23 protein-coding genes and 3 pseudogenes are annotated in these 26319 nt (G+C 69.5%); 13 read left to right on the top strand and 13 right to left on the bottom strand.

The features are described from left to right. The first annotated feature begins 57 nt into the window (after nucleotides 1-57). From SALPAC2_RS0112380 to SALPAC2_RS0112365, 4 genes are all read left to right on the top strand, one after another. Nucleotides 58-1068 carry an ABC transporter permease gene (locus SALPAC2_RS0112380; RefSeq protein ID WP_018216971.1) on the top strand — a complete coding sequence of 337 codons (1011 nt, stop codon included), beginning with the start codon at nucleotides 58-60 and terminating at the stop codon, nucleotides 1066-1068. A 74-nt stretch (nucleotides 1069-1142) separates the two neighbouring features. Continuing rightward, nucleotides 1143-2060, top strand: a complete 918-nt coding sequence (locus tag SALPAC2_RS0112375; RefSeq protein WP_018216970.1) for an ABC transporter permease — start codon at nucleotides 1143-1145, stop codon at nucleotides 2058-2060. Between the two features lie 5 nt (nucleotides 2061-2065). After that, nucleotides 2066-3103, top strand: coding sequence for an ABC transporter ATP-binding protein (locus SALPAC2_RS0112370; RefSeq protein WP_018216969.1), 1038 nt, complete (start codon nucleotides 2066-2068; stop codon nucleotides 3101-3103). Beyond that, nucleotides 3096-4106 (top strand): ABC transporter ATP-binding protein, encoded by a 1011-nt coding sequence (locus tag SALPAC2_RS0112365; RefSeq protein WP_018216968.1) that lies wholly within the window; start codon nucleotides 3096-3098, stop codon nucleotides 4104-4106. Before SALPAC2_RS0112370 ends, SALPAC2_RS0112365 begins: the two co-directional genes overlap by 8 nt. A gap of 75 nt (nucleotides 4107-4181) precedes the next feature. Here SALPAC2_RS0112365 and SALPAC2_RS0112360 read toward each other — a convergent pair whose 3' ends face one another. Beyond that, complete coding sequence (locus SALPAC2_RS0112360) at nucleotides 4182-4520, bottom strand: chorismate mutase (protein ID WP_033662106.1); 339 nt, start codon at nucleotides 4518-4520, stop codon at nucleotides 4182-4184. Between the two features lie 358 nt (nucleotides 4521-4878). On the opposite strand from SALPAC2_RS0112360, the gene pcrA reads away from it, so the two are divergent. Further along, nucleotides 4879-7266, top strand: coding sequence for a DNA helicase PcrA (gene pcrA / locus SALPAC2_RS0112355; protein ID WP_026184680.1), 2388 nt, complete (start codon nucleotides 4879-4881; stop codon nucleotides 7264-7266). A gap of 51 nt (nucleotides 7267-7317) precedes the next feature. On the opposite strand, the gene SALPAC2_RS0112350 is transcribed toward pcrA, so the two are convergent. Continuing rightward, entirely contained in the window at nucleotides 7318-8160 is an 843-nt protein-coding gene (locus SALPAC2_RS0112350) for a M23 family metallopeptidase (RefSeq protein WP_018216965.1), read from the bottom strand. A 273-nt stretch (nucleotides 8161-8433) separates the two neighbouring features. Next, nucleotides 8434-9147: a M23 family metallopeptidase gene (locus tag SALPAC2_RS0112345; protein WP_018216964.1), complete on the bottom strand. Its 714-nt coding sequence runs from the start codon at nucleotides 9145-9147 to the stop codon at nucleotides 8434-8436. 419 nt (nucleotides 9148-9566) lie between these two features. Here SALPAC2_RS0112345 and SALPAC2_RS0112340 point away from each other — a divergent pair, with 419 nt between their 5' ends. The 3 genes from SALPAC2_RS0112340 to sucD all read left to right on the top strand — a co-directional run bounded on the left by SALPAC2_RS0112340 (nucleotide 9567) and on the right by sucD (nucleotide 12447). Continuing rightward, the gene (locus tag SALPAC2_RS0112340; RefSeq protein WP_012015020.1) at nucleotides 9567-9971 is read left to right on the top strand and encodes a cobalamin B12-binding domain-containing protein; all 405 of its coding nucleotides are present in this window, start codon (nucleotides 9567-9569) and stop codon (nucleotides 9969-9971) included. 407 nt (nucleotides 9972-10378) lie between these two features. Beyond that, nucleotides 10379-11557, top strand: a complete 1179-nt coding sequence (gene sucC / locus SALPAC2_RS0112335) for an ADP-forming succinate--CoA ligase subunit beta (protein ID WP_018216963.1) — start codon at nucleotides 10379-10381, stop codon at nucleotides 11555-11557. Nucleotides 11558-11559: 2 nt separating this feature from the next. Continuing rightward, nucleotides 11560-12447, top strand: a complete 888-nt coding sequence (sucD, locus tag SALPAC2_RS0112330) for a succinate--CoA ligase subunit alpha (protein ID WP_018216962.1) — start codon at nucleotides 11560-11562, stop codon at nucleotides 12445-12447. A 58-nt stretch (nucleotides 12448-12505) separates the two neighbouring features. Here the strand turns inward: sucD and SALPAC2_RS0112325 are convergent, their stop codons facing one another. After that, the gene (locus SALPAC2_RS0112325) at nucleotides 12506-12757 is read right to left on the bottom strand and encodes a hypothetical protein (RefSeq protein ID WP_018216961.1); all 252 of its coding nucleotides are present in this window, start codon (nucleotides 12755-12757) and stop codon (nucleotides 12506-12508) included. Nucleotides 12758-12979: 222 nt separating this feature from the next. Here SALPAC2_RS0112325 and SALPAC2_RS0112320 point away from each other — a divergent pair, with 222 nt between their 5' ends. Beyond that, nucleotides 12980-14248, top strand: a complete 1269-nt coding sequence (locus SALPAC2_RS0112320) for a cell division protein PerM (protein ID WP_026184679.1) — start codon at nucleotides 12980-12982, stop codon at nucleotides 14246-14248. Nucleotides 14249-14262: 14 nt separating this feature from the next. Here the strand turns inward: SALPAC2_RS0112320 and SALPAC2_RS24735 are convergent, their stop codons facing one another. Then, the gene (locus SALPAC2_RS24735; protein WP_018216959.1) at nucleotides 14263-14895 is read right to left on the bottom strand and encodes a DUF4190 domain-containing protein; all 633 of its coding nucleotides are present in this window, start codon (nucleotides 14893-14895) and stop codon (nucleotides 14263-14265) included. 213 nt (nucleotides 14896-15108) lie between these two features. Between SALPAC2_RS24735 and purN the strand changes: the two genes are divergently transcribed. Together purN and purH are read left to right on the top strand one after the other, a co-directional pair. Continuing rightward, on the top strand, nucleotides 15109-15729 hold the full coding sequence (purN, locus tag SALPAC2_RS0112310; protein WP_018216958.1) for a phosphoribosylglycinamide formyltransferase: 621 nt from the start codon (nucleotides 15109-15111) through the stop codon (nucleotides 15727-15729). Then, nucleotides 15726-17297 carry a bifunctional phosphoribosylaminoimidazolecarboxamide formyltransferase/IMP cyclohydrolase gene (gene purH / locus SALPAC2_RS0112305; RefSeq protein ID WP_018216957.1) on the top strand — a complete coding sequence of 524 codons (1572 nt, stop codon included), beginning with the start codon at nucleotides 15726-15728 and terminating at the stop codon, nucleotides 17295-17297. The genes purN and purH overlap by 4 nt, the downstream gene beginning before the upstream one ends. Nucleotides 17298-17321: 24 nt before the next feature. On the opposite strand, the pseudogene SALPAC2_RS26100 reads toward purH, so the two are convergent. Further along, a pseudogene (locus SALPAC2_RS26100) lies at nucleotides 17322-17590 on the bottom strand (ketoreductase); the annotation flags it as partial. Between SALPAC2_RS26100 and SALPAC2_RS27875 the strand changes: the two are divergent. Then, nucleotides 17589-17697 (top strand): annotated as a pseudogene (locus tag SALPAC2_RS27875) (transcriptional regulator); the annotation flags it as partial. The pseudogenes SALPAC2_RS26100 and SALPAC2_RS27875 sit on opposite strands and share 2 nt — an antisense overlap. A gap of 195 nt (nucleotides 17698-17892) precedes the next feature. Then, nucleotides 17893-18192, top strand: a pseudogene (locus tag SALPAC2_RS0112300) (DUF4143 domain-containing protein); the annotation flags it as partial. On the opposite strand, the gene SALPAC2_RS0112295 reads toward SALPAC2_RS0112300, so the two are convergent. The 7 genes from SALPAC2_RS0112295 to SALPAC2_RS0112265 all read right to left on the bottom strand — a co-directional run bounded on the left by SALPAC2_RS0112295 (nucleotide 18160) and on the right by SALPAC2_RS0112265 (nucleotide 25937). Continuing rightward, entirely contained in the window at nucleotides 18160-18447 is a 288-nt protein-coding gene (locus tag SALPAC2_RS0112295) for a hypothetical protein (RefSeq protein WP_026184677.1), read from the bottom strand. The pseudogene SALPAC2_RS0112300 and the gene SALPAC2_RS0112295 overlap by 33 nt on opposite strands. A 440-nt stretch (nucleotides 18448-18887) precedes the next feature. Next, on the bottom strand, nucleotides 18888-20081 hold the full coding sequence (locus SALPAC2_RS0112290; RefSeq protein ID WP_026184676.1) for a helix-turn-helix domain-containing protein: 1194 nt from the start codon (nucleotides 20079-20081) through the stop codon (nucleotides 18888-18890). Nucleotides 20082-20231: 150 nt separating this feature from the next. Next, nucleotides 20232-21272 carry an ABC transporter ATP-binding protein gene (locus SALPAC2_RS0112285; protein WP_018216954.1) on the bottom strand — a complete coding sequence of 347 codons (1041 nt, stop codon included), beginning with the start codon at nucleotides 21270-21272 and terminating at the stop codon, nucleotides 20232-20234. Next, a complete protein-coding gene (locus SALPAC2_RS0112280; RefSeq protein WP_018216953.1) occupies nucleotides 21256-22341 on the bottom strand; it encodes an ABC transporter ATP-binding protein in 1086 nt (361 codons plus the stop codon). The genes SALPAC2_RS0112285 and SALPAC2_RS0112280 overlap by 17 nt, the downstream gene beginning before the upstream one ends. 5 nt (nucleotides 22342-22346) lie before the next feature. Beyond that, nucleotides 22347-23315, bottom strand: coding sequence for an ABC transporter permease (locus tag SALPAC2_RS0112275; RefSeq protein ID WP_018216952.1), 969 nt, complete (start codon nucleotides 23313-23315; stop codon nucleotides 22347-22349). Continuing rightward, nucleotides 23308-24246: an ABC transporter permease gene (locus tag SALPAC2_RS0112270; RefSeq protein ID WP_026184675.1), complete on the bottom strand. Its 939-nt coding sequence runs from the start codon at nucleotides 24244-24246 to the stop codon at nucleotides 23308-23310. Before SALPAC2_RS0112270 ends, SALPAC2_RS0112275 begins: the two co-directional genes overlap by 8 nt. Nucleotides 24247-24335: 89 nt before the next feature. Then, the gene (locus SALPAC2_RS0112265; RefSeq protein WP_018216950.1) at nucleotides 24336-25937 is read right to left on the bottom strand and encodes a peptide ABC transporter substrate-binding protein; all 1602 of its coding nucleotides are present in this window, start codon (nucleotides 25935-25937) and stop codon (nucleotides 24336-24338) included. Nucleotides 25938-26319: the final 382 nt, after the last annotated feature.

The raw sequence follows: 26319 nt of genomic DNA, 5'->3' as shown, positions 1-26319 counted from the left end.
GATCACCCCACCAGGGTGATCGTTGCCGTCGTATCAGCGCCGAGAGGAGACCCCGACATGGGGCGCTACGTCATTCGACGGTTGCTCCAGTTCATTCCGACCGTGCTGGGCACCATGTTCCTGCTCCACTACATGACCTCGCTGGCGATTCAGTTCAGTGGGAACCCGGTCCGAGCCATCTTCGGCGACCGGACCCCGCCGCCGGCCCTACTCCAGTCGATCACCGAGCGCCTCGGCTACGGGGACCCCTGCCTCGAGCAGAAGGGCAACCCCTGCTTCGGGCTCTTCTTCGACCGGGTTAGCGGAGTCTTTCTACACTTCGACTTCGGCATCGACCTGCGGGAGCAGGAGGTAACCGAGCTGGTTGCCAACGCCATTCCGCACACCCTGAAGCTGCTGGTGATCGCGATCGTCTTTGAGGCCGTCGTGGGTATCGCCGCCGGCGTGTGGGCGGGTCTGCGGGGCGGCAGCTTCGCCGACAACCTGGTGAAGATCAGCACCGTCTTCGTGATCTCCGTGCCGATCTTCGTGCTCGGCGTGGTGGTGCGAGAGTTCGTCGGGGTCAAGTTCGGCAACATCGTGCGTGAACAGGAGTGGCTCCCCGACGTTGTCGCGTACGGGTTCTTCAGCCCCGGCTTCAAGCCGGACTACCCCTTCGCCAGTCTCCTGATTCCCGGCATGGTGCTCGGCTCGGTCGCGCTCGCCACCACCGCCCGCCTGACCCGGACCAGCATGATGGAGAACATTCGGGCGGACTTCGTCCGGACCGCCCGGGCAAAGGGCCTGGCGAACAAGCGAGTTATCGGCGTGCACACGCTGCGTAACTCGCTGATTCCGGTGATCACGTACCTCGGCGTCGACATCGGTTCGGCGATGGCCGGTGCGGTCGTCACCGAGACCATCTTCAACGTCCCCGGTATCGGCCGGCTGGTGACGGCTGCCGCCCGGGAGGGGGAGTCGTCCGTGGTCATCGGTGTGGTGACCATGCTGGTGTTGGTCGTTCTGCTCGCCAACCTGTTGGTTGACCTCCTGTACGCCGTGCTCGACCCGAGGATCCGCTATGAGTGACGGCACCGTGGTCAGTAACCGGTGGCCGGTGATACCGGCGATCCGCGGCAGGGCGAAGCGAAACGAGGTGGGACATGAGTGACGCGACGAGTGCCGGCACCGCCGTCGGCGGTGCCCCTGGGAAGACGAGCAAGAGCGGCAAGGAGCGCAACGCCAGCCTGTGGGCGGATGCCCGCCGGCAGTTGGTCCGAGACCCGGTCTTCATGCTTGCGGTGCTGTACATTCTCGTGGTCAGCACGATGGCGGCCTTCCCGCAGCTCTGGACCGGTCAGGACCCACGGGCGTGCCACACCGACCAGTCTCGGATCCCGCCGAGCTGGGAGCACCCGTTTGGCTTCAACATCCAGGGCTGCGACTACTACTCGCACGCGATCTATGGCGCCCGGCCATCCATGGTGATCGCGATCATGGCGACCGGGGGCATCGTGCTCTTCGGCGGCCTGATGGGCCTCCTCGCCGGCTACTACGGCGGCTGGGTCGACGGGTTCATCTCCCGGCTGATGGACATCTTCTTCTCGCTGCCGTTCCTGCTCGGTGCGATCGTCTTCCTTACCGTGATCAAGCAGCAGAACATCTTCACCATCGCCCTGGTGCTGTTCCTGCTGAGCTGGCCGACGATCGCCCGGATCATCCGCGGCAGCGTCATCTCCTCAAAGGACCTGGACTACGTGCAGGCGGCCAAGGCGGTCGGGGCGGGTAACGGTCGGTTGATGTTCCGGCACATCCTGCCGAACGCGATCGCCCCGATGTTGGTGTACGCCACGATCGTGCTGGGCTCGTTCGTCGCCGCGGAGGCCACGCTGACCTTCCTCGGTATCGGGCTCCAGCCGCCGACGCAGTCCTGGGGCATCATGATCTCGGCCCACCAGGTCTACTTCCTGGCGGATCCGTGGCTGCTGCTCTTCCCCTGCGGGCTGTTGATTGGCACGGTGCTGTCCTTCATTCTCATGGGTGACGCCCTGCGTGACGCCCTCGACCCGAAGTTCCGGTGAGCGCCATGAGCACTGATGTGAACGTGAAGCTGGACGCCCTGCCCGGCCTTGATTCGGACGCCCTGCCGCTTGAGGTCAAGGATCTGCAGGTAGAGTTCCGCACTCGCAACGGCATCGCCCGCGCGGTCAACGGCGTCAATTTCAGCCTGCGGGCCGGCGAGACCCGGGCGATTCTCGGTGAGTCTGGCTGCGGTAAGAGTGTCACCGCTCAGGCGATTATGGGCATCCTGGACAGCCCACCCGGGTTCGTCACCGGCGGGGAGATCCGCTACCGCGGTGTCGACCTGCTCAAGCTCCGGGAGTCGCAGCGGCGTAAGGTCCGCGCCAACCGGATCGCGATGATCTTCCAGGACGCCCTCTCCGCGCTGAACCCGGTCTTCACGGTCGGCTTCCAGCTCGGTGAGTTGTTCCGCAAGCACCGGGGCATGTCCCGGGCGGACAGCAAGGTGCGCGCTGTCGAGCTGCTCGACCTGGTCAAGATTCCGGCGGCGAAGCAGCGGGTGAACGAGTACCCGCACCAGTTCTCCGGTGGTATGCGGCAGCGAGTCATGATCGCCATGGCGTTGGCGCTCGATCCGGAGGTGTTGATCGCCGACGAGCCGACCACCGCCCTGGACGTCACCGTGCAGGCCCAGATCATGTCCCTGCTCGCCGAGTTGCAGCGGGAACGGAACATGGGCCTGCTGCTGATCACGCACGACATGGGTGTGGTCGCCGACGTGGCGGACCAGATCTCGGTGATGTACGCCGGCCGGGTCATCGAGGAGGCTCCGGTCCGGGAGATCTACGAGAGCCCGTCCCACCCGTACACCAAGGGTCTGCTGGAGTCGATCCCCCGCCTGGACCTCAAGGGCCAGGAACTCTCCGCCATCAAGGGGCTGCCGCCGCTGCTGACCGACATCCCGAAGGGATGCGCCTTCAACCCCCGGTGCCGGTACGCGCAGGACGCCTGCCGTCGGGACCCGGTGCCGCCGCTGTATCAGGTGGCGCCGTCCCGAAGCTCCGCCTGCCACTTCTGGAAGGAGGTCAAGGCCGATGTCTGACATCGTGCTTGAGGCCCGTGACCTGGTGAAGCACTTCCCGCTCACCCAGGGGATCCTCTTCAAGCGGCAGATCGGTGCGGTCCGCGCGGTCGATGGGATCAACCTGCAGCTGCGCCGGGGCGAGACCCTCGGCATCGTCGGCGAGTCCGGCTGCGGCAAGTCGACCCTGGCCCGGATGTTGGTGGGGCTGGAGACGCCGACCTCTGGTGACCTGTTCGTGCAGGGCCGGAACATGGCGAAGGTCGGTGGTGCCGAGCGGCGTCGTGGCCGACGCAACATCCAGCTGGTGATGCAGGATCCGTACACGTCCCTGAACCCGCGGATGACCGTCGGCGACATCGTCGGCGAGCCGTTCGAGGTGCACCCCGAGGTGTTGGCGAAGCCCAAGCGGCGGGCCCGGGTGCAGGAGCTGCTGGATCTGGTCGGCCTGAACCCCGATCACATCAACCGGTACCCGCACCAGTTCTCCGGCGGCCAGCGCCAGCGCATCGGTATCGCCCGTGCCCTGGCGCTCAACCCGGAGATCATCTTGTGTGATGAGCCGGTCTCCGCCCTGGACGTGTCGATCCAGGCGCAGGTGATCAACCTGCTGGAGAAGCTTCAGGACGAGTTGGGGCTGTCGTACATCTTCATCGCACACGATCTGTCCGTGGTTCGGCACATCGCCGACCGGGTCGCGGTGATGTACCTCGGTCGGGTCGTTGAGGTCGGCACCGAGGACCAGATCTACGAGAACCCCACCCACCCGTACACGCAGGCGCTGCTCTCGGCGGTGCCGGTGCCGGATCCGAAGCTGCGGGGTATGCGGGACCAGATCGTGCTGACCGGTGATGTTCCGTCGCCGGCCAACCCGCCCTCCGGCTGCCGGTTCCGGACCCGCTGCTGGAAGGCGCAGGAGATCTGCGCCCAGCAGGAGCCGGCGCTGGCCGTCCGGCAGAGTTCGGCCCACCCGAGCGCCTGCCACTTCGCCGAGGTTCGGGACGTGGTGCACGCGCAGCGGTAGCAGCCCTACGGTGACCGGGGCGTTGGCCATTCCTGGCCGACGCCCCGGTCCTGTTTCGGCTACCGGGCGGCCGGATCAGAGCGGGCCACGACCGGCGCGAAGCAGCAGGAGGGCGACCTGGGTACCGTCCGCCCCCAGCGCGGAGCGGAAGCGTTCCAGGATCTCCTGCTCCCGGGAGAGCACCAAGCGGGTGCCGCCGGAGGCCATCCGGGTCACGCCGACCTGCCGGGAGAGCCGGGCCCGCTCCTGCCAGAGGTCGATCAGAGTGCCGTCGATCTCGTCGATCCGCTGCCGGATATCTGCGATCTGCGCTGCGGCCAACGGCTCCTTCGTGCCGGCGTCGCGGTCGTCAGTGCCCGCCGCGCCACTCGTTCCGTCCGTGCTGCCGTTCTGCTTCGCCACGCCTGTCATCATCGTCGTACCCTTCGGGTGTCGGGCGCTGGTGCCCGGATCCCGAGACGAAAAGGCCCCGGGCTCGCGAGCCCGGGGCCTTTTCGTAGGTCTTGGTTGATCAGGCGTGACCTACGGCTACCGGACTCTCCGGGCCGTAGTAAAAGTAGTCGCGCTGATCGAACACGGGTCAGAGTATGCCCGCTCCCGCCTGGCGGCGCAAGGAAGGCCCGGACCAGGGAGGCCGGTGCCACCGGCGGGGGAGGATCCGGGGCGGGCGAGCGCGCCGTGCGCCGGGCAGGGCTGTGGTCGCGCGCCGTCGTACACATCCGGGCCGTGGCCGAAGAGATTCGTCGGGGCGACGGCATAGACTCGCCGTGCGATGCATCCTCTCTTTGACCTCCCCGTGCCCTCGTCCGCGCCCGACCCTGCTCCGCCGCGCCGGCCCACTCCGGTGCGCCTCGACCCGCAGGCGCTGCTCAACGGGCTGAACGGCCCCCAGCGGGAGGCGGTCACCCACGCCGGGTCACCGCTGCTCATCGTGGCCGGGGCCGGCTCCGGCAAGACCCGGGTGCTAACCCATCGGATCGCCTACCTGCTCGCGGAGCGACAGGTGCATCCAGGCGAGATCATCGCCATCACCTTCACCAACAAGGCCGCGGGCGAGATGAAGGAGCGGGTGGCCCAGCTGGTCGGGCCCCGTGCTCGGTTGATGTGGGTCTCGACCTTCCACTCCGCGTGCGTCCGCATCCTGCGGGCCGAGCACGAGCACGCCGGTTTGAAATCGACCTTCTCGATCTATGACGCCGACGACTCCCGTCGGCTGATGCAGCTGGTCACCCGGGAGCTGGACCTCGACCCGAAGCGCTACCCGGCGCGGGGGCTGGCCGCCCAGGTCTCCAACCTGAAGAACGAGCTGGTTGACCCCGAGGAGTTCGCCGCCCGGGCCAAGGGGCCGAACGAGCGGGCGCTCGCCGAGGCGTACGCGCTCTATCAGCGGCGGCTCCGGGAGGCGCACGCGCTGGACTTCGACGATCTGATCATGACCACGGTGCACCTGCTCCAGTCGCATCCGCACGTCGCGGAGACCTACCGGCGTCGGTTCCGGCACGTGCTGGTTGACGAGTATCAGGACACCAACCACGCCCAGTACGTGTTGATCAAGGAGCTGGTGTCGGGTACCGACGGGCTCGACCCGGCGGAGCTCTGCGTGGTCGGCGACGCCGACCAGTCGATCTACGCGTTTCGGGGCGCGACGATCCGCAACATCCTGGAGTTCGAGCGGGACTTCCGCGATGCCCGGACAATCCTGCTGGAACAGAACTACCGCTCCACCCAGACCATCCTGAACGCGGCCAACGCCGTGATCGACCGAAACACCTCCCGTAAGCCCAAGCGGCTCTGGAGCGAGGCCGGGACCGGTGACCCGATCGTCGGCTACGTCGCCGACACCGAGCACACCGAGGCCGACTGGGTCGCCCGGGAGATCGACCGGCTCGTGGACGACGGCGACACCCGGCCGGGGGACGTGGCGGTCTTCTATCGCACCAACGCCCAGTCCCGGGTCTTCGAGGAGGTGTTCATCCGCGTCGGCCTCCCCTACAAGGTCGTCGGCGGGGTCCGCTTCTACGAGCGGAAGGAGGTCCGGGACGCCCTGGCCTACCTGCGGGCGTTGGTCAACGAGGATGACACGGTCAGCCTTCGTCGGGTGTTGAACACTCCCCGCCGGGGCATCGGGGAACGCGCCGAGGCGTGCGTCGAGGCGCTGGCCAGTCGGGACCGGATCTCATTCGGCGCGGCCCTGCGCCGGGCCAAGGACGCGCCGGGCATCTCCACCCGGGCGGCGAACGGCATCGCGGAGTTCATCGCGCTGCTCGACGGTGCCCGGGAGGTCGCGGAGACCAGCGCACCCGAGGAGGTGCTGGAGGCGTTGCTGAACCGGTCGGGGTACCTGACCGAGCTGGAGGAGAGCCTGGACCCGCAGGATGCCGGCCGGGTCGACAACCTCCAGGAGCTGGTCAGCGTGGCCCGGGAATACACAGAGCGGGTGGAGGGCCTGGGCGAGGAGGGCGAGCGAGCCACCGTCGCCGGCTTCCTGGAGCAGGTCGCGCTGGTGGCTGACGCGGACCAGTTGCCCGCCGACGACCCGGAGCACCAGGGGGTGGTCACCCTGATGACGCTGCACACCGCCAAAGGGCTGGAGTTCCCGGTGGTGTTCCTGACCGGTTTGGAGGACGGGGTCTTCCCGCACGCCCGCACCTTCGGCGACAACCACGAGCTGGAGGAGGAGCGGCGCCTGGCGTACGTGGGGATCACCCGGGCCCGGCAGCGGCTCTACCTGTCCCGGGCGGTCACCCGCTCGGCGTGGGGCCAGCCGGCCTACAACGCACCGTCCCGGTTTCTCGCGGAGCTGCCCGTGGAGTTGGTGCGCTGGGAGCGCACCGAGGGCTCGTACACCTCGTGGGCCGGCGGCGGTGGGGGCGTGGGCGGTCGCGCGGACCGGGGGCCGGGCGGCTTCACCGGGGGCACACCGAAGGCCACGCAGCTGGCCCGTCGGCTCGGCGTGGACGGTAGCCGCCTCGCCACGGCCAGCGAGTTGCCGTCGGCGCCCCCGCGGGTCGCGGTCGGGGACCGGGTCAATCACCAGCGGTACGGGCTGGGTCGGGTGCTCGCGGTGGAGGGGCATGGCCCTGGCGCCCGTGCCCAGATCGACTTCGGCGACCAGACGGTCTGGCTGGTGCTCCGACACGCACCGATCGATCGACTCTGAGCGGACGGCCCGGGCGCTGTTCGGTCGCCGTCGCCCCCGGGAGGCGTTCGGTCAGCAGGCCACGTCGATGCCGCGTTCACGGAGGAACGGCGCCGGGTCGATCTGGTTCCACAGCTGGCCCTGATGCACCTCGAAGTGCAGGTGCGGGCCGGTGGAGTCGCCGGTGGAGCCCTCCAAGCCGATGGTGTCACCGGTGTCGACCGGGTCGCCGACGCTCACCTTCGCGGTGCTCAGGTGGGCGTAGTGGGTCAGGTATCCGTTGCCGTGGTCGATGACGACCGAGATGCCGTACCCGTCACCGGCGTCGCCGGCCTTCGTCACGGTGCCGCCGAAAGCGGCGCGGACTGGGGTGCCGGCGGGCAGGGCGAAGTCGATGCCGGCGTGCAGAATTCCTCCCCGGGGGCCGTAGCAGGAGGTGATGGCGGCATCGGCCATGGGGATGATCCAGGTCGGTGTCGACGCGGTCGTTGTCGGCTTGGCTGTCACCTTCGGCGGTGCCGTGCTGGCCGAGGGCCGCGCCGTGGGGCTCGCCGAGGCGCTGGCACTCGGACTGCTGCTCGCCGATTTTCGGGCGGACCGATCGGCGCGGGCGGCCGCCGCAGTGCGGGCGGCGGCCTCGGCTTCAGCGGCGGCTTCGGCGCGGGCGGCGGCCTCGGCCTGGGCCCGTGCCTCGGCCTGGGCCCGGGCCTCGGCCTGGGCCCGCAGGTCGACGTGGACAGCATCGTTCGGTGTGGCGTCCTGGGCGTCGCCGACGATTGCTGTTGCCGCGACTCCGGCGAGGGCGAGTCCGGCTACCGCGGCCGTGACCCGCAGTACGCGACCTCGGGTGTTGATCGGTCGCCGGTGGCGGGCCCGGGCGGTGTTCCGGCGCGAGCGGGAGGTGTCGTTCTGCACAGCGGACCTTCACTGCTCGTAGGGACACATGACCCTCGACATCCTGAGGTCCGTCCGGAGCCGGCCGGAGACGAGGGGCCCGCGGGCGGGCGCGGTCCGGTGCGATCGTCGGAGCTATGTCGGCCCGTGTCACGAATAGCGGCGGCAGTGACCCGGCTCGGGTGTGGGGCCAGTCACACCACTGGAGGTGACCCCAAACACCTTCGCCAGCTGGTGGAGAGAGAAAACCGCCCGGATCCTTCGATCCGGGCGGCAGTAGGGCATGACACAGCGTCAGGGTGTGGCTACGTCGCTGTAGAAAGGTTCCATCTGGAGTTTGATGTCCACTCCGCGCTCCATCAGCCAGGGCACCGGGTCGAGCGGTTCGCCCTTGACATGGACCTCAAGGTGTAGGTGGGAGCCGTAGGAGAGGCCGGTGTTGCCGACTAGGCCGAGCTGGTCGCCGGCTTTGACCTGCTGTCCCTCCTGCACGCTGAGGGTGGAGGAGTGTCCGTAGATGGCCTCGCTGCCGTCGGCGTGCGCGACGATCACCGTGTAGCCGTAGCCGCCGAACCAGCCGGCCTTGGTGACGGTGCCGTCATGGACGGAGACGTAGGGGGTGCCTTCTGGGGCGACTAGGTCCACGCCGGTGTGCAGCTCTTCACCCTGTACGCCGTACGGGGAGTTGAACTCGTAGTCCTTGAGCGGGAGGCACCAGACTCCGGTCTCCGCCGTCGAGCTGAATCGCTCGCCGCCCCGCGACGAGCGGTTGGCGGCGTCGGCGCGCTCCGCGGCGTCCTCGCTCAGCGCGGAAGCCGCCTTGAGTTCGTCCAGTACCGTCGGGCTGACGCTCTTGGCGTCGGGTAGGGCGCTGCCGGCGAAGAGGGCGACCCCGCTGGCGCCGACGAGGGCGGTGGTAACGACTGCGGCGTAGCGGCTCCGCGGTGGGGTGGGTACGCGGCGGCGGCCGCGATATCTATCGGGCTCAGACGACAGGCGCTGGCGCACGCACACCCTCCGTTGTCGGGGTATCGAGGCGATCGGGCGGGTTCGCGAAGCTGGGTGAACTCCGCCGACCGCGTCGTCACCCGTCCATGGACCTGATGACAACCGTTGGACACGGTAACCAACCACCACGTCCGTCACAAGCCGCATCGCTAAATTGGTGTGCTGTTCTGTCCGTTTGTATCCACTATTGTCCTGGGGCTAGGCCGGGGAAGGTGTCCGCAATCTCATCCTGTTCGTCGCGTAGGGTGACCGAAAGGTGGAGCCGTCCGACTTGACTGACTCGGGTGCCCCCGGTTCTCCGATGGGTGGGTGGGCGCCGAGGTGGCGGGGGTGTTCGGCGGCCCGGATTCCGCGGCCCGGACCGGTCGGGTTACCGTTCGTTAAGGTCAAGCCGCGGAGTCGGTGAAAGGGATGCGCAGATGAGCTCTCGTGTTCGGGTCGTCGTCGCCAAGCCGGGCCTGGACGGCCATGACCGCGGCGCAAAGGTCGTCGCGCGTGCCCTCCGGGACGCCGGGATGGAAGTCATCTACACCGGTCTGCATCAGACCCCGGAGCAGATTGTGGAGACCGCGATCCAGGAGGACGCCGACGCGGTCGGACTTTCCGTTCTGTCCGGGGCCCACATGACCCTTTTCCGGCGGGTGTTGGAGCTCCTTGCCGAGCGGGACGCGCGAGACATCGTCGTCTTTGGCGGGGGCATCATCCCGGACACTGATATCCCGGAACTGCAGCAGATAGGCGTAGCCAAGATTTTCACGCCGGGGGCCACCACGGGGTCGATCGTGGACTGGGTTCGGCAGAACGTGGCGCAGGCCGTCGCCTGACGATCGGCCCGGGGATTTCACGGGCAGGGGGAGAGGCCGGACGCACCCCTCACACGCCCGGCCTCTCTATGCACGATGCCCCGCCGCCACCCCTCGACCGACAGGGCATCGGCCGTCTCGTCGCCGCGCTGTTCAGCGCTTTGACATCTGACTCAACGAGGCCTGACCCCCGGGGTTACGTGCCGGGGAAAACATCGTCCGGAAGGTTGACGCTCGGCCGAACGGCGGGTGCTAGCCAGTTAGCTGTGTAGAACCGCACACCATGTACCCGCTTGGTCGTTGGTGGTGTCGACCTCGCTAGGCTGACTTCAATGGCCTGTTACAACCGATGACAGGCGTCAAACTGATTTCCATACGCTGGTGGCGGCGCGACGGCGCGCCGCGGAGACGGGACGGGACGCGCAATCGTGGACCTGTACGAGTACCAGGGGCGGGACCTGTTCGAGCGGCACGGGTTGCCCGTGCTCGCCGGCGGCGTCGCCACGACCCCGGAGGAGGCCCGAGCGATCGCCGAACGCCTCGGCGGTCGGGTGGTTGTCAAGGCGCAGGTGAAGGTCGGCGGCCGGGGCAAGGCCGGCGGGGTGAAGCTGACCGAGGGCGCGGAGGAGACGGTGGCCCGGGCCACCGACATCCTCGGCATGGACATCAAGGGGCACACCGTCCACAAGGTCATGATCACCGTGACCGCGGACGTGGCCGAGGAGTACTACTTCTCCTACCTGTTGGACCGGGCGAACCGCACCTTCCTCTGCATCGCCAGTGTCGCCGGTGGGATGGACATCGAGCAGGTGGCCGCCGAGACGCCGGAGAAGGTCGTCAAGGCGCCGATCGACGCGAACGTCGGCGTGGACGCGGCGACGGCCCGGCGGATCGTCACCCAGGCCGGGTTCCCGGCCGAGGTTGCCGACCAGGCCGTCGAGATCGCGGTGGACCTGTGGCAGGCGTTCGTCGCCGAGGACGCGACGCTGGTCGAGGTGAACCCACTCGCCAAGACCGCCGAGGGCGGGCTGCTCCTGCTCGACGCCAAGATCAGCCTGGACGAGAACGCGGCGTTCCGGCACCCGGACCACGAGGCGCTGGTTGACCAGGCCGCCGTGGACCCCCTTGAGCAGGCCGCCAAGGAGAAGGACCTCAACTACGTCAAGCTCGACGGTGAGGTCGGCATCATCGGCAACGGCGCCGGACTGGTCATGTCGACCCTTGACGTGGTCGCGTACGCCGGTGAGCGGCACGGCGGCGTGAAGCCGGCGAACTTCCTCGACATCGGTGGCGGTGCGAGCGCCGCGGTGATGGCCAACGGCCTCGAGATCGTGCTTTCCGACCCCGCGGTGAAGAGCGTCTTCGTCAACGTCTTCGGCGGGATCACCGCCTGCGACGCGGTCGCCAACGGCATCGTGCAGGCGCTGGCCCTGCTCGAGCAGCGGGGTGAGAAGGTCACCAGGCCGCTGGTCGTCCGCCTGGACGGCAACAACGCGGAGGCCGGTCGGGCGATTCTCGACGGCGCGAACAACCCGCTGATCCAGCGGGTAGACACGATGGATGGTGCGGCCGAGCGGGCCGCCGAGCTGGCCGCTGCGGGGGTCTGACAATGGCGATCTGGCTGACCAAGGACTCGAAGGTCATCGTGCAGGGGATGACCGGTTCCGAGGGTTCCAAGCACACCCGGCGGATGCTCGCCGCGGGCACCGACATCGTCGGTGGGGTGAACCCGCGCAAGGCGGGCACCACCGTTGACTTCGACGGCGCCCAGCTGCCGGTCTTCGCGAACGTCGCCGACGCGATGCGGGAGACCGGCGCCAACGTGACGGTTATCTTCGTGCCGCCGCAGTTCACCAAGGGTGCGGTGATCGAGGCGATCGACGCCGGCATCTCGCTCGCCGTGGTGATCACCGAGGGCGTGCCGGTGCACGACACCGCCGCCTTCTGGGCGTACAACGTGGCGCAGGGCGAGCGGACCCGAATCATCGGGCCGAACTGCCCGGGAATCGTGTCGCCGGGCGCCGCCAACGCCGGCATCATCCCGGCCGACATCACCGGCACCGGTCGGATCGGCCTGGTCAGCAAGAGCGGCACGCTGACCTACCAGATGATGTACGAGCTGCGCGACATCGGCTTCTCCACCTGTGTCGGCATCGGCGGTGACCCGATCATCGGCACCACGCACATCGATGCGCTGGCCGCGTTCGAGGACGACCCGGACACCGACGCGATCGTCATGATCGGTGAGATCGGCGGCGACGCCGAGGAGCGGGCTGCCGAGTTCATCAAGGCGAACGTCACCAAGCCGGTGGTCGGTTACATCGCTGGATTTACCGCACCGCCCGGGAAGACAATGGGGCACGCGGGTGCGATCATCTCCGGCTCGGCCGGCACCGCGGAGGCCAAGAAGACGGCGCTGGAAGCGGTCGGCGTCAAGGTCGGCAAGACTCCGACTGAGACGGCCCGGCTGATGCGGGAGATCATGTCCGCGGGCTGAGTCCCGGCGACGACCGCTGGGGGATCAGTCGTCCACGGCTGATCCCCCAGTCGTCAACTCAGCTGAACGGATTACTGCCGCCCAGGTAGAGAACTCCGTTGGCGATGATGTTGAACACGCCGAAGGCGATGCCCAACCAACCAAGCACCGGCGAGTTGCCGAAGCGCCGCGCATCGCGGATTGACAGGTAGCCGAAGACGATACCGAGGACGCCGCAGCAGAGCAGGCCGACGACGATGCCGAGTACGCCCCAGAGCGTCGTCCGGTCCTTGCCCGCCGCCGCGTCGGGCGGCGGATATGCAGCGGTCACGGCGTGCCTCCTCGCATCGTGCCGCGCCCGCCGGGGTGCGGGGGCACGGTCAACACCTCCGGTGGTGGAGGTCCCCACTCGACCCACCGGTCGGCCACGGTGGCGTCCTGTGGCCGAGGCTAGACCGGATCGGAGGCAGGAGACGGTGGATCACGCAACTCGAACCCGTTCGGGGGGTTTATCGACCTGCTACCGCCCCCACGGCATGTCAGAGTAGACCTGATGTCCTCTGTCACCCCCGATCAGCCCGGCCGGCGCACCCGGGTGGGTGCCCGCCCACCGGGGCGACCCGGGCCGGCTCGCCGGGTACCCGCGCCAGGAACGGGTGGGCCGCCGAGCCGTCCGCCGTTGGCCGTCGCCGCGGGCGTCGCCGCGGTCGGTGCGGCGCTCACCTCCTGGCTACCGGTGGCAGTTGTGCTCTGGTTCTTCCAGCTCAGTGCGGGTGCGTCGAACCTGCCGGACGCGGTCCGGGTCGGGCTGGCCGGCTGGTTACTCGGGCACGGCGTCCCGCTGGCGACGAACGCCGGTCCGCTCGGGCTCGTCCCGCTGGCGGTGACCCTGCTCGCCGGTTGGCGACTCATCCGGGCCGGAGTGCACGTCACCCGGGCCATCGGTGCTCGGGGCAGCAGGTCGCCGAAGCGCGCGTTCGTCGCCGCGGGGGCGGTCGGGATCGCCTACACCAGCCTCGGAGTGCTCGCCGCCCTGCTGGTCACCGGAGGGACGGTGGACGTGTCGCCGGTACGGACCGGCCTGACCCTCGCCGTGGTCGCCACCGTCGCCGCCCTCGTCGGGGCGGTTCGCACGACCGGGCTCGGTGACGTGCTCGCCGCGCGGGCGCCGCTACCGCTGCGGGAGGGGATCCGGACCGGTCTGGTCGCGACGCTGCTGCTGCTTGCGGTGGGGGCCGGCGTGGCGGGGCTGGCGGTGGCGACCGGCGGCGGTGACGCGGCCGACCTGATCGCGGCTTACCACACCGGGGTGGCGGGGCAGGCCGGGATCACCCTGGTCAACCTGGCGTACGCCCCGAACGCGGCGATCTGGTCAACCAGCTATCTGCTCGGCCCCGGGTTCGCGGTTGGCACCGACACCACGGTGCAGACCAGCGAGGTGACAGTGGGGGCGCTGCCGGCCCTGCCGCTGGTGGCGGGCCTCCCCGGTGGACCGGTGGACGGCCTGGGGGCGGGCCTGCTCGCGGCGCCGGTTCTGGTCGGGATGGTGGCGGGCTGGTCGTTGACCCGTCGGCTGCTGCGGTCCGGCAGCGACAGCGCCCGGGAAGAGTGGGGGCCGTTACTGCGCCCGGTGCTGCTCGCCGGCCCGGTGACGGGCCTACTGGTGGGTGCCGCGGCGGCGGCGTCAGCCGGCCCGCTCGGTGCGGGTCGGCTGGCGGAGGTCGGGCCGGTGCCGTGGCAGGTGGCGTTGGTGGCGACCGTGGTCACCGGGACCGGTGTGCTGGGCGGCGGGGTGGCGGCCCGGTTCCTGTCCCGCGGCTGACCCCGTCGAGGCGACTAATAGAAGGCGCGCCCGAGGATGGCCATGACACCCCAGCCGAGGCCCAGCAGCGCGCCGATCGCACCGCAGATCATGCCGGCTAGGGCCTGACCACGATTGTCCGCGAGCCCCTGCTCGACCCTCTGCTGGCCGAGCCATCCGGTCACCATCGCGGCGATACCCGCCGGCAGGCCGAGATAGCAACAGGCCAGCGGGACCGACGCGATGCCGAGGATCATGGCGAGCAACCCGAGGTTGTTCTGCTTTCCCGCCGGGAGCGGGTAACCCGCGTTCGGGTACATCTGCACCCCACCGTAGGGCCCCGGGTACGGCGCGGCGTACGGGCCCGGTGGTGGTGGTGGTGGGTACGGCGCGGCGTACGGGCCTGGCGGTGGTGGGCTCGGCGGAGCGGTGTGCGCGGCGTACGGGTCGGCCGGTGGGGCGTACGGGTCGGCTGGTGGGGCGTACGGGTCCGCCGGTGGGGGGAACGGGTCCGCCGGTGGGGCGTATGGGTCCGCTGGTGGCGCGGACGCGTCGGGCAGTGGCGTGGTCGGGTCGGGCTGTGGGGCGGACGCGTCGGGCAGTGGCGTGGTCGGGTCGGGCTGTGGGGTGGATGGATCGGGCTGTGGCGTGGTCGGGTCGGGCTGCATGTGTTCCTCGATCAATCAGCAGGAGTTCGAGGACCGGGGCGGAATGCCGGGCTGCATCTCTCGCTACTCCTTTGAACAGGGTGCGACACCGGGACAACTGTCGCCATCGGTGCGTGGGGGAGCGTTCGGCAGCGTACCTGCCCCGGTCGCTGACTCAGAGTCGGCTTGCCGCCCAGCGGACCGGCGGCCGGGCCACCCCGATAGGGTTGTCCGGTGCCTGAGCCCGCGTCTGCCGCCCGTGTCGTCGTTCTCGTCTCCGGCTCCGGCAGCAACCTTCAGGCGTTGCTCGACGCCGCAACCGATCCCGGGTACGGGGCCCGGGTGGTCGCGGTCGGGGCGGACCGCGACGGCATCGCCGGGCTGGACCGGGCCGCGGCGGCGGGGGTGCCGACCTTCGTCGAGCGGGTGAAGGACTATCCGACCCGCTCCGACTGGGACGCCGCGCTCACCGCGCGGGTCGCCGAGCACACCCCCGACCTAGTCGTCTCCGCCGGCTTCCTGAAGCTGGTCGGCCCGCATTTCCTCGCCGCGTTCGGCGACCGCTATCTGAACACGCACAACACCCTGCTGCCGGCCTTTCCCGGCATTCACGGGCCCCGCGACGCGCTCGCCTACGGGGTGAAGATCACCGGGGCCACTCTCTTCTTCGTCGACGCGGGCACGGACACCGGCCCGATCGTCGCCCAGGTCGCGGTGCCGGTCCGGGACGGCGACGACGAGCAGACGCTCACCGAGCGCATCAAAGAGGCCGAGCGCCGCCAGCTCGTCGAGCAGGTGGGCCGCCTGGTCCGTACAGGTTGGACGATCACCGGAAGGAAGGTCACGGTCCCGTGAGTTCCAGTCAGGACGAGCGCCGCCCGATTCGGCGGGCGCTGGTCAGCGTCTACGACAAGGCCGGTCTGGCCGAGCTGGCCCAGGCGTTGCACGACGCCGGCGTGGAGATCGTCTCGACCGGAAGCACCGCGTCGGCGATCGCCGGTGCCGGCGTGCCGGTCACCGCGGTGGACTCGGTGACCGGGTTCCCGGAGATCCTCGACGGCCGGGTCAAGACGCTGCACCCCAAGATCCACGGCGGTCTCCTCGCGGACCTGCGCAAGGAGTCGCACGTCGGGCAGCTCGCCGAGCATGGCATCGGGGCGATCGACCTGCTGGTGTCCAACCTGTACCCGTTCCAGGCGACCGTCGCCTCCGGGGCGGGGCAGGACGAGTGCGTCGAGCAGATCGACATCGGCGGCCCGGCGATGGTGCGGGCCGCCGCCAAGAACCACGCCTCGGTCGCCGTGGTGACCGACCCGTCGGACTACCCCCAGCTGCTGGCGGCGGTACGGGCGGGTGGCTTCACCCTGACGCAGCGCCGGGCGCTCGCGGCCCGGGCGTTCGCGGTGATCGCCGACTACGACGTGGCGGTCGCCGAGTGGTGTGCGCGGGAGTTGGTCGAGGAAGACGCGCCGTGGCCGGGCTTCGCCGGCTTGGCGCTGCGCCGCGACGCGGTGCTGCGGTACGGGGAGAACCCGCACCAGCCGGCCGCCCTCTACACCGACCCGTCAAGCCCGGCCGGGCTCGCCCAGGCCGAGCAGCTGCACGGCAAGGAGATGTCGTACAACAACTACGTTGACGCCGACGCCGCCTGGCGGGCCGCCAACGACTTCCCCGACCAGCCGGCGGTGGCGATCATCAAGCACGCCAACCCGTGCGGCATCGCGGTGGGCGCGGACGTCGCCGAGGCGCACCGCAGGGCGCACGCCTGTGACCCGGTGTCCGCCTTCGGTGGCGTGATCGCGGTGAACCGGCCGGTCGGCGTCGAGCTCGCCGGTCAGGTGGCGGAGGTGTTCACCGAGGTGGTTGTCGCCCCGGATTTCGAACCCGACGCGCTCGAGGTGCTGCGGGGCAAGAAGAACGTGCGCCTGCTGCGCGCCCCGGCCTACGCCCCGGCTTCGGCGGAGTGGCGACCGGTCACCGGCGGGATGCTGGTTCAGCTCCGGGACCGGGTGGACGCCGCGGGCGACGACCCGACTGCCTGGCAACTGGCCACCGGCGAGGCCGCCGACGAGGCGACCCTGCGGGACCTGGCCTTCGCCTGGCGGGCGGTCCGGGCGGTGAAGAGCAACGCGATCCTGCTGGCCCGGGACGGCGCGACGGTCGGCGTCGGCATGGGACAGGTCAACCGGGTTGACTCGGCCCGGCTGGCGGTGGAGCGGGCTGGCGCCGAACGGGCGCGCGGGTCGGTGTGCGCCTCCGATGCGTTCTTCCCGTTCGCCGACGGGCCGAAGGTCCTCTTCGATGCCGGAGTGCGGGCGATCGTCCAGCCCGGCGGATCGATCCGGGACGAGGAGGTCATCGCCGCTGCCAAGGCGGCCGGCGTGACCATGTACCTGACCGGCACCCGGCACTTCTTCCACTGACCGAAGGTCAGGTCCGCTCCAGCCCACCTCTTCGGGGCCGCTGCGGCGACCGCGGGGGATGCGGACGGCCTCTGCTCGCTTGATCTCTTCGATGGCCGGGTCGGAGGGTCCGGCGGCGGCCAACGCCTGGCTCTCGGTTGGACCGGGAGCCAGGGCGTTGACCCGAATGCCGTTCTCCGGCGCAGGTGCGGTAGGGCCGCGTGCGCCAGCAGGCTGGGCGCGACGACGTTGAGGTCAAACAGCGCGGCGATGCCCGCGGCCGTGGTGTGTGCCAACGGCATGATCCTGGTGCTCCTCGGCGCCGCCCATCGTGACGATGTGGGCGGGCCACGTCGGCGTCGTAGGCGGCTTGCCCGAGGCCCCCGCAGATCGAAAGCCTGGTGCCCCGCAGATCGAAAGCAGAGGGCCCCGCAGATCGAAAGCCGGGGGTCGCGCGGATCGAAACCCCGGGGTCGGCATCCGGGGTCCAGCCCGGCGGATCAATCCGGGACGAGTAGGTCATCGCCGCTGCCAAGGCGGCCGGCATGACCATGTAGCTGACCGGCACCCGGCACTTCGTTCACTGACCAAGGTGAGGCCCGTGTGTGGCCCCGCCTGGTCCGGGCAGCTCGTCGAGCTGTACCACTACCGCGACCAGAGCCAGTACGAGGTCGACGCGGTGCTCGAGAACCGATCCGGACAGGTCGTCGGGGTCGAAGTCAAAGCCGCCAGTACGGTCGGACCCGGCGACTTCCGGGGGCTGCGCCGACTCGCCGACCGCCTCGGCGACGATTTCATCGCTGGCATTGTCCTCTACACCGGAACGTCCACGCTGCCATTCGGCGACCGACTGCGCGCACTGCCCGTCAGCGCAATGTGGCAGCTACCTGCCCCTACCGGCGACCGACTGGACTGAGGTCTTTTCCCGCGTGCCGTTGGCGTGGACCGCACGGCTGCGGGTCCAGCCGAGGAAACGCTGGTGGAGGATTCCGGCGGGGGTCCAGGGCATGTCCGCGGTGGCTTGGACGAGGTGCGCGCCGAGGTGGAGGGCCAGCGAGACCGGGGTACGGTCGTACTCCGCCTGTAGCTCCTGCTTTCGGGTTGGGCAGGGCCAGGGCAGGCCGCAGCCGCTGCAGGTCCATGCGCGGGTGACCGGGCTGTGGGCGGTCACCCGGCACCGCGCCGGAAGCGGCCGCCGGTCCCGCCGATGGCCCCTCGTCTCACCGGTGGCCCCTTGTCTCGACATCGGTGCTCTGCTCCACCGTCGTCGGGGTAGGGGCGCGGGCTGAGTCGGCTCACGGTGCCACTGCGTGTCCCGTAGCCGTTTCGCCTGTTCGAGCAGCCGCTGCCGGGCCGCTTCCCGCTCAATCGCCTGGTGACGCTCCCCGACCTGCGTTCGTGGCGGCAACTCCTGCCGCCGGAGTAACCACCGCACCACGCTGGATAGCTTGGAAGAGGCCGCCACGGGTTCGCCTTTCGTCGAGTTCCGTAAGGCGGCGGGAAGTTCCGGCACTCTTGGGAGTGCGGCCGAAGTGGTTGCCCGCCACCAGTGACCTGGACGCTACGAACGGTCGCGGGTGGCGGCGGGGAGAGTCTGTACCTGAGGGAGCGCTACCCCGTTACGCCGATCGCGAGGGCGAGTTCCCTCGCGTCCTCCCCGACCATGCCGGGCCGGCCGGACAGCTCCAGGACAGCGGTGCGGGCGTACGGATGGTGTCGCACGGTGTCCACGCTCTCCCGCAGTGCCCGTCCGAGCAGATGCACCGCCGCCAACTCACCTCGGTGCAGCACATGCGCCCGTGCGCCCTCGATCAGGGCGGCGGCCCGACGCGTGCACGACGGAAGCGCACGGTAGTCCATGGTGTCCGCACGCCGAACCGCCGCACCCGGCCGGCACAGGTCCGTTTCGATGGTGACCGCGTACGTCGCGCAGGCGGCAGGTCCGAACATCAACCACGGGTGGGTGTACCCGCTGCCAAGCCGGCCGGCGGCCTCGTCGGCGACGTCCCATGCCCGCCAGGCCTGCCCGGCTCGACCAGCCTTGCTGCGCCCCAGCGCGATGCCGAGCTGGGCCTGCCCCCACCGGGCCAGCTGTTCGTCGTCGGCGGCGGGGTCAACCAGAGCGGCAGCGTCGACAAGCACCTGCTCGGCGGCGTCGATCTGGTTGGCTCCGCGGTAAACGTGGGCGTAGTACCAGCCGGCCGCCGCGATCGCGGCCGGATCGTCGGCGTCCTGCGCGGCAAGCATCGCCCGGTCAGCGGCCAGCCACACCAACTCTGGGTACGGCTGGTGGGCCAGGTACAACTGGGCAAGGTGGTAGACCCGGGCCAGTTCGACGAGCGCGTGTCGGCGGGCCAGGCCATCCAGCCGGCGAGCGCTGCGCTGCGCTTCGCTCAGCAGCCCGGGAAGTACCCCGGCGACCGCCGTTCGTTCGGTGGTCGAACGGTGCCACAACTCCCACGCCTGACCGACCAAGCCGCGCAGCACCTCGACCCGAGTAGCCGGACCGGCCGGCAGGGAAGAGCGTTGCATCGCGGCGGCGACCTTGTCGAGAGCGGGATGACCAGCGCGGGTCACCGACGCCACGGGCAGGGTCTGATCTCCGGTCAGGTCGGCCAGGTCGGCGAGCCCCAATACCTCAGCCAGGCGAAGCATCATGGGAAGGCGGGGCGGAAGTAGGCGTCCGTTCTCCAATGCCTTGACCCACTCCGCGCTGCGACCGACCAGACCACCGAGGACCGGTCGAGTCTTCCCGGCACGTTCGCGGTGGGCGCGCAGGCGTGCACCGAAGGTCGTCTGGTCCATCATCGTCGCCTCCCAGGTAGCGATTCTGGGCGGCGGACCGCCGGCCGGGTACTCCGGCGCGCCACCACAGTTGACGGTACTCGCCGGCACCGATACGGAGGCGTGCCAGCGATCCTGCCTGGATCCCTGGTGCGAGCTGGGGTGCGGTCGTCAGGAGGGGGACGTCGGTTCGCGGAGTTCGGCGAAGTGGCAGGCCGACGGGTGCGGGTCGGCGGCGCGCGGCACGGCGTCCGGGTCCTGGGTGGCGCAGACGTCCTGCGCCTTCCAGCACCGGGTGCGGAACCGGCAGCCGCTCGGCGGGTTCGCCGGGCTCGGCACGTCGCCGATCAGGCGGATCATGTTCTGGTTGTCCCGCTGTTCCGGGTCGGGCACCGGCACCGCCGACAGCAGCGCCTGGGTGTACGGGTGGGTGGCCCGCTGGTAGATCTCCTCCTCGGTGCCGAGCTCGACGATCCGACCCAGGTACATCACCGCGACCCGGTCACAGATGTGCCGTACCACCGACAGGTCGTGGGCGATGAAGATGTACGAGAGGCCGAGCTCGTCCTGCAGCTGCTCCAGCAGGTTGATCACCTGCGCCTGGATCGAGACGTCCAGCGCGGAGACCGGCTCGTCACAGACGATCACCTCGGGGCGCAGGGCGAGCGCGCGGGCGATGCCGATGCGCTGGCGTTGGCCGCCGGAGAACTGGTGTGGGTACCGGTTGATGTGCTCGGGGCTGAGCCCGACCATGTCCAGCAGCTCCTGGACTCGCTGTTGCCGGCTGCCCTTGGGTGCTGCCTCCGGGTGGATCTCGAAGGGTTCCCCGATGATGTCGCCGACGGTCATCCGCGGGTTCAGCGAGGTGTACGGGTCCTGGAGGACCATCTGCATGTTGCGGCGGAGCCGGCGCAACTCCCCGCCGCGGGCGGCGAAGAGGTCCCGCCCTTCCAGGGTCGCCGCTCCGGAGGTCGGCATCTCCAGCCGCATCAGCAGCCGGGCCAGCGTGGACTTGCCGCAGCCGGATTCGCCGACGATGCCGAGGGTTTCCCCACGGCGCAGGTCGAAGCTGACCCCGTCCACGGCGCGGACCGCGCCGATCTGGCGCTGGAAGACGACGCCCCGGCTGATCGGGAAGTGTTTGACCAGGTTCTCGACGGCCAGGATCGGCTCGCCGCGTACCTTCTTCGGCGGGCTAGCGGGCGCGGTCATCACGGACCTCCTGCGCGAAGTGGCACGCGCTGGTCCGGCCGTCGCCGAGGACCAGGTCGTGCGGTACGACGTCCAGGCAGACCTGCTGGACGTACGGGCATCGGGGGTGGAAGGGGCAGCCGGCGGGGATCCGCATCAGGTTCGGCGGCAGGCCCCGGATGGTCGACAGCTGCTGGCCGTGGAAGTCCAGCCGGGGGATCGATTCCAGCAGCCCCTTGGTGTACGGGTGGGCGGGTGTCTTGTACAGCGATCGGACGTCGGCGTGTTCGACGATCCGCCCGGCGTACATGACGGCGATCCGGTCGGCGACCCCGGCCACCACGCCGAGGTCGTGGGTGATCAGGATCATCGCCATGCCGAGGTCTCGGCGCAGGTCGGACAGGAGGTCCATGATCTGGGCCTGCACGGTCACGTCCAGCGCGGTGGTCGGCTCGTCGGCGATGAGAACCTTCGGGTTCAGCGCCAACGCCATGGCGATCATGACGCGTTGCCGCATCCCGCCGGAGAACTGGTGCGGGTAGTCGCCGAGCCGGTTGGCGGCGTCCGGGATCTTGACCAGCTCCATCAGTTCGATCGCCCGCCGTCGGGCGTCGCCGCGGGACATCCCGGCCCGTTGGCGCAGCGTCTCGCCGATCTGCCAGCCGACCGGGAAGGTCGGGTTCAGCGCGGAGAGGGCATCCTGGAAGATCATGGCGATCTCGGTGCCGCGTACCTGCCGGCGTTGCTCCTCCGACTGGGTGAGCAGGTCGCGGCCCTGGTAGCGGATCTGCCCGGAGCGGATCACCGCGGGCGGGGTGTCCAGGATGCCCATGATCGCCTGGGCGGTGACCGACTTGCCGGAGCCGGACTCGCCGAGCACGGCGAGGGTCTCCCCGGCGTCCAGGTGGTACGAGACACCGTTGATCACCTTCGCCACACCTTCTCCGGTGCGGAACTCGACGTGCAGGTCCCGTACCTCGAGCAGGTGGCCGCCCTCCGGAGTGGGGGAGGCGGGCGTGGGTTGGACGGCGGACTGGGACACAGTGCCTGCCTTTCGCTCGCTGCCACGGGTGGGCCGATTCCGGCGCATGGGGCTCACCGGAGTTTCGGGTCGAAGGCGTCTCGGATCGCGTCGCCGAGCATGATGAACGCCAGCACGGTCAGCGCGAGGAAGGTCGACGGGACCATCAGCGGGGTGGCCGACTCCCGCATGTGCACCCGGCCGTTGTTGATGTCGATGCCCCAGGAGATCGTGGGTTCTTTGAGCCCGATACCGAGGAACGAGAGCGTCGCCTCGGCCGCGATGAACGATCCGAGCGCGATGGTCAGCACCACGATGGCGGGGGCGAGCGTGTTGGGCAGGATGTGTCGCCACATGATCCGGCTGTTGCTCGCGCCGAGCATCCGGGCGGCGGAGACGTAGTCCTGCTCCTTCGCGGTGATCACCGACGAGCGGACCACCCGGGCCGTCGTCGTCCAGCCGAGCACCGCCAGGACGAAGATGACGGCCGCGATCCGGATCGTCGCGCTGTCGCTAGCGACTCGCTTGAGCAGCACGATCGCGGCGAGCAGCAGCGGGATCCCGAGCACGATGTCGATCACCCGGGAGAGGATGGCGTCGATCCACCGGCCGAAGTATCCGGCGAGCATGCCGACGGTTAGCGCGATCAGCCCGGTGAGCAGCGCCGAGAGGGCGCCGACCAGGAGCGAGGCGCGGGCGCCGTAGACCGCCCGGGCGTACGTGTTGCAGCCCTGGAAGTCGTACCCGAAGATCGCTCCGCCGGACGGGCCGGCGTGCTGCCGGGAGAGGAGGCAGTCGGCCGGGTCGGCGGCGGTGAACAGCGCGGGCACGGCGGCCATCGCGGTGACCACCAGGACCAGGGCGGAGCTGATCCAGAAGATCGGCTTTCGCCGTAGGTCCCGCCAGGCGTCGCCGGCGAGGCTGCGGGGTCGGCCGGGGGTGACGGCGGTACCGCCGACCTGGTTCGGCGCGTTGGGTTCGCCGGAGGGGCCGCGCCGGGCGTTGGGGTCCTCCGACGCGGCCACCGTCTCGAAATCACTCATAGCGGATCCTCGGGTCGAGTACGGCGTAGAGCACGTCCACCACCAGGTTGGCGACGAGGTAGACCACGACCAGCACGCTGACGATCCCCACCACCAACGGGCCGTCCTCGGTACGGATGGCGCGGAAGAGGTTGAAACCGACCCCGGGGATGTTGAACACCCCTTCGGTGATGATCGCGCCGCCCATCAGGTTGCCCAGCTCGACGCCGAGGAAGGTGACCACCGGGATGAGCGAGTTGCGCAGTACGTGGATGCTGACGATCCGTCGTTTGACCAGGCCCTTCGACCGGGCGGTGCGGACGTAGTCGGCGCGCAGGTTCTCGGCCACCGAGGTCCGGGTCAGCCGCAACGCGGTGGCCAGGGAGAGGGAGCCGAGGACGATCCCGGGCAGGAGAAGCGCGTAGAAGTCGGGGTCGGCGCCGGCGGTGGGCGGGAAGAGCTGCCACCGGACGCCGAGGAGGTACTGCGCGATGGGTGCCAGCACGATGGTCGGCACGGCGAGTACGACCAGGGTCAGCAGCAGCGTCGAGTTGTCGAAGATGCTGGCCCGGCGGATTCCGGCGAGCACACCGGCGGTGACTCCGACGAGCACGGTGACCGTCATCGCGATCAGGGCCAGCTTGATCGTCACCGGCCAGGCGGCGGCGAGGATGTCGCCGATCTGCCGCCCGGTGAGGGATTCGCCGAGGTCGCCCTGGAGCAGGTTCCGGATGTAGTCGAAGTACCGGTAGAAGAAGCCGTCGATACCGGTCCGGTCCAGGTGGAACTTCTCCGTCAGGTACGCACGTTGGGCGTCGGTCACCGGGCGTTCGCCGGCGAGCGCCTGGATGGGGTCACCCTGACCGGCGAACATCAACGCGTAGACGATCAGCGTGGTCCCGAAGAAGGCGAGGACCATCTGGAGCAGTCGTCGCAGAATAAAGCGGACCATACTAGGCAGTCTCTCTGAAAAAGGGCGAAGGGGAGGCGTGGTCGGGTCACCAGCTACCCGGTGACCCGACCACGCCGCTCGTTACGGAACTACTGGACTGCCTCGATCTTCAGCAGGTCGACCCGGTTGAAGAGGTCCAACTCCACGTTCGTGACGTTGCTCGAGTGCCCGAAGACGTTCTGGCCGTAGCGCAGCGGGATCACCGGCATCTCCTCGGCCAGCAGGTCTTCGGCCTGCTGGTACTTCGCGATCGCCTCCTCCTCGGAGGCCGCCGACGAACCCTCGGCGACCAGCTTGTCGAACTCGGGGTTCTCGTAGCCGTAGAAGTTCGACGAGCCGTTGCTGGTGTACAGCGGGCCCAGGTAGTTCTCCATGGACGGGTAGTCCATGACCCAACCCATCCGGAACAGGCCGACCGGCTGCTCCGCCTTGACCTTCGTCAGCAGGTCGGAGAACTTCGGCTCGGCGCTGCCGACGCACTCCACACCCAGGTTCGCCCGGAGCTGGTTGCAGGTGGCGTCGACCCAGTCCTTGTGGCCGCCGTCGCCGTTGTACGAGATCTCGATCCTGCTCGGGCCGCCCGCGCTCTGGTAGAGCGCCTTGGCCTTGGCCGGGTCGAAGGTGCCGGCGTCGCCGATGGTGTTGTCGCGGTAGCCCGCGACAACCGGGGAGACGAACGAGCGGGCCGGCGTCTGCGAGTCCTTGAAGACCGCCTTCGTGATCTCGTCCCGGTCGATCGCCATCGAGATCGCCTTACGCACGTCCGGGTCGCTGAACTCCTCCTGGTAGGTCGGGAAGGAGAGGAACTGGAAGGACGACCCAGGGCTGGTCTGGAACCGGTCCCCGAGGTCGGTGGGGGCGGTCGACAGGTTCTCGGTCGGGATCACCTTGATCACGTCGAGGTTGTCCGAGATGACATCCGCGTACGCGGCCGCGGGCTGCTGGTAGATCCGGAACTCGACGCCCGCCACCTTCGGCTGCTCGCCGGGGAAGGCGTCGTACCGCTCGACCTCGACCCGGGCGTCGTGCTGCCAGGTGCCCTTCATCTGGAACGGGCCCTGCCCGATCGGCGCCTGCTCGTAGCCCTCGTCGAGCACGCCCGGCTCCGAGAATGCGGCCTCCGGCAGCGGGTAGAAGGCGTTGTACCCGAGCATCGTCCGGAAACCGGAGTACGGCGCGGACAGGGTGACGGTGAACGTCAGGTCGTCAACCTTCTCCAGGCCGGACAGCGTCTGCGCCGCCGGGGTCTCGCCCTGCAGGTCCTCGTACCCGGCGATCTTCTCGAAGAAGTAGCTCGAGCCCTGGCCGTTCGGGGCGTAGGCGCCGTAGTTCCAGGCGTCGATGTAGTTGTCGGCGGTGACCGGCTCGCCGTTGTGGAAGGTGTAGCCGTCCTTGAGCTTGATCGTCCAGGTGATGTTGTCCTCGGACGTCACCGACTCGGCTGCCACCTCGTACGCCTGGTGGGCGTCGTCGTAGTCGACCAGCGGGCTGAACAGGGCGGAGAGCACCTGCGAGCCACTGGTCTCGTTGGTGTTGGTCGGAACCAAGTGCTGCGGCTCGGCGATCTCGATCCGCACGGCCGCGTTGGGGTCGGTCCCGCCGGAACCACCGCTGCCGGAGCCACAGGCCGTCAGGCCCAGGGTCACCGCGAGCGGGAGGGCCGTCCAGGCGGCGAGTCTACGAACGCGCATGAAGCCTCCTCATCCTCACGCTGCGCAGGACCCGACGTTGGGTAACGCTGCGCAACGACCGGCAACGGTAGGCCGCCGGTCAGCGATCGACAACGGAAGGATTGCGAAGCCGTAACGGAGGGTGGGGTTGAGCCTTGTCCGGGGCGCCCGTACGTGCTAGGGATCCGTGGCTGACCTGCACTTTTTGCTCGCCGAATCGGTCGATCGGGCGGGGGTGTCGACCCGCTAGGGCGACGCCGAACCCCCGTCGCCGACCCCGTCCGGCGTGTCCCTGCCCGCAGTCGGTCGTCCAGGTTTGGGCCAATCTGGGCTACTCAGAGTGACTTATTGCACGGGGCTGGCGGCCCCGGGTGTCCCCGGTCACCACGGCGTCGGACGTCGG

The sequence above is a fragment of the Salinispora vitiensis genome, assembly GCF_000378825.1.
GTDB lineage: Bacteria > Actinomycetota > Actinomycetes > Mycobacteriales > Micromonosporaceae > Micromonospora > Micromonospora vitiensis.
Note: the sequence above shows the minus strand (reverse complement) of the source record. Positions and strands in the feature narration are given on the sequence as shown.